The organism is Robinsoniella sp., assembly GCF_034124845.1.
The window spans coordinates 5,601-8,790 of sequence record NZ_JAWYAJ010000572.1; the positions used below are offsets into that span (position 1 = coordinate 5,601).

The 3,190-nt window shown below is 46.1% G+C and carries 3 protein-coding genes; all 3 read left to right on the forward strand.

The annotated features are described in order from the left end of the window. The coding region (locus tag ACH2DQ_RS28385) for a hydantoinase/oxoprolinase family protein (RefSeq protein WP_395028747.1) at window positions 1-1,393 on the forward strand (1,393 nt) is incomplete at its 5' end. Between the two features lie 202 nt (window positions 1,394-1,595). Next, complete coding sequence (locus tag ACH2DQ_RS28390) at window positions 1,596-2,633, forward strand: uroporphyrinogen decarboxylase family protein (RefSeq protein ID WP_394915165.1); 1,038 nt, start codon at window positions 1,596-1,598, stop codon at window positions 2,631-2,633. A 262-nt stretch (window positions 2,634-2,895) separates the two neighbouring features. Further along, window positions 2,896-3,190, forward strand: a 295-nt coding sequence (locus tag ACH2DQ_RS28395) for an MATE family efflux transporter (RefSeq protein ID WP_395028748.1), incomplete at its 3' end; no start/stop codon positions are given.

Sequence of the window (3,190 nt, forward strand, 5' to 3'; positions counted from 1 at the left end):
AATCAAAACCTCTCTGGAAGATCTGGGGCTGTCTCTTCCTATCGTAATTGTAAGAAGTGACGGATCCCTTATGTCTCAGGGATTTGCCTCCACACGGCCGGTGGAAACGCTTTTATGCGGTCCCGCAGCCAGTGTTATGGGCGGCGTGGAGCTTGCCGATGAAGAAAATGCCCTGATCGTAGATATGGGTGGAACTACATCTGACATTGCCATTGTTAAAAACCATACACCGGTGACTGTCCGGGAAGGCATTCAGATCGGTATCTACAAAACCTTTGTGAAGGGGCTGTATGTGGATACTTTTGGTCTGGGAGGCGACAGCGCTATCCGGTATAAAAACGGCAGCCTCTATCTGGACACAGAACGGGTCATCCCCCTTTGTACCCTTTCTTCCCAGTTTCCGGGCGTGCTGGAACAACTGGAAGAACTAAACCTCACCGGTAAACCCCACAGCCATTTCCTGCACGAGTTCTTTGTATTCATGAAAGAACCCAAAAATAAAAGCAGCTATACTCAGGAAGAACTGGACTTTTGCACCGCTCTTGCCCATGGTCCCCTTATTTTTACCAAAGCTGCCGCCGCCATCCGAAAGGACACGTATAACTTCAGTATGAAGCGGCTGGAACAAGAAGGCATTGTGATGCGTTCCGGGCTTACTCCGACTGATATTATGCATATTCGAAAAGACTACACCCCCTTTGACCGGAAGGCATCCGTACTGGGTGCAGAATTTATTGCCCGTTCCGTAGAGATAACATCGGAACGCCTCACCGATAAAGTATACCATCTGGTAAAAAAGAAACTTTACTGCAATCTGGTTCGCATTCTGATCAACGACCACAATGACACAAAGCATAAACACTTAAGTCCCGAAATGCTGAACAGCCTGATTGAAGAAAGCTACGAAGATGCCGTATCCCACGGAGCTTCCAGTTTCTTTTCCACCCAGTTCCGCACCCAGGCTACGTTGATTGGTGTTGGTGCCCCCATCCACATCTTCTTAGAAGACGTGGCAAAGCTTCTGGGCACTAAAGCTGTCATTCCCAGAAATGCAGCCGTGGCTAATGCTCTGGGTGCCGTAGTGGGTAATGTATCTGCTTCTTATTCCGTTGAGATCAAACCCCTCTACGACTCTTCCGATCTGACCGGCTACCAGGTTTTCACACGAAGCGGATGCTTAGGCTTTAAAGACTATAATGCCGCTAAGGAAACCGCTATTGAAGAAGCCCTGGAAGGTGCAAGGTCTGAGGCTTACCAGAGGGGCGCCGTGGGTGAAATCACAACTTCTTACGAAAGCAGTACCTCCGAGGCTGCAATTGGGGAAAATAACTTATTTCTGGGGGAGATGATTGTGGGCCATGCCATAGGCAGGATTTTTAGTAATTTTTTTTGATAATCCAAAGTTATACCTTTTTTGATATATTATCGTTTCAGTATGAATTCCATATTTTTTACTAATTTTCTATGTTTTTTTCTAAAACTTTAGATTAAAATATTCTATACTTTGCTCATAAGAATGAAACGGCAAGTACTGTTACCAGCCTAACTGGTGCAGAGCACCTGAGCCGGATTAAAATAGAAAGCGGGGTATTTTTATGAATTCTATGGAACGTGTAGTAACTGCACTGCAGCACAAAGAACCTGACCGGGTACCGGTTTATCCTATCATCAGCGGTGCTTCCAGACGGCTGATCGGCGCATCTTATAAGGACTGGTCCAACGATGCTGATATCTGTGCAGAAGCATTGTTAAAAGCAAAGAAAGAATTTGACCTGGATTGTATCGTAACACTGATTGACCTCTCCATCGAGTGTGATGCCTGGGGCCAGGAACTGGTCTACCCAGAAGACGAGGCGGCGCATCCTAACTACAATAACTGTGTCGTTAAAGAAATCGAGGACTATGCCAAGATTAAAAAAGTGGATTACCGTACCTCGAAACGAATGATGATGCACATTGATACCTGTAAGAAACTGGTGGAAGCTGCTAATGGGGAATACCCGGTGGTTGCCTTTGTCTTTGGTCCCCTGGGAACCTTGTCCATGCTCCGTAACCAGCAGGATATGTATATGGATCTCTATGATGACCCGGACGCTGTACACGATGCAGCAAGAGAAGTAAATGAAACGCTGAAGGATTACTGCAACGCGCTTATGGATACCGGAGTAAATGGTATTATGTTCGACACACTGTTCTCATCCGGGGCAATTATGAGTAAAACCATGTGGATGGAAATGGAAGGGGATCTGGTAAAAGAACTGGCTGATGTGGTTCATGACAGAGGATGCCTGGTAATGATTCACAACTGCGGGCAGAAAATATATTTTGACGCCCAGATCGAAACCATGAACCCCACGGCAATCTCTTTCCTCTATCCGCCGGATGATTGCGCAGATTTTCAGGAATGCAAGGCAAAATACGGCGATAAAGTTACACTGATTGGCTGCGTCACGCCTGCAAGTGCCGTTATCGGTACCGATGAGGAATGGGATCTGGAATGTAAGAACAACATTGATGCAATGGCAAAGGGCGGCGGCTTTATGCTTGCCACCGGCTGCGAATACCCGGCAAATGCCTCCTTTGACCGGGCAAGACGCATGGTAAATATCGCAAAGACTTATGGCTGTTATTGATCTGATCACTGGATTACTCGTTACCTCCTTTGTAGGAAACTTCCAATTATCATCTTGACTTTTATTAGAATTAGTTCTATACTAATTGCGCACGCAAATGGTTATTTGCGTGCGCAATTTTTGTGAGATTTGTCCCGGATGAAGGGCGCGCAGCGGGCTGCTGTATTCAACTGCAAAATTCCGGGAATACTATTGAGAAATTGTATAAATCACATCTGTCTGGAGGCATTACGATAATACGAAAGAAAAAGGAGGTTAAAAAATGAAGTCAATTTCACAAGAAGCGAATAATCCCCTGGGATATCGCAAGGTGTCCAGGCTCCTGACCGGATACGCTGTCCCCTGTATTATTTCCATGCTGGTTACGGCACTTTATAACATTGTGGATCAGATATTTATCGGACAGGGTGTGGGTGTCCTGGGAAATGCCGCAACGAACATCGCTTTTCCATTATCCACTACCTGCACTGCAATTGCTTTACTGCTTGGCATCGGAGGTGCCTCTAATTTTTCACTGGAACTGGGTGCCGGCAGAGAAGATCATGCAGCAAAGTCAG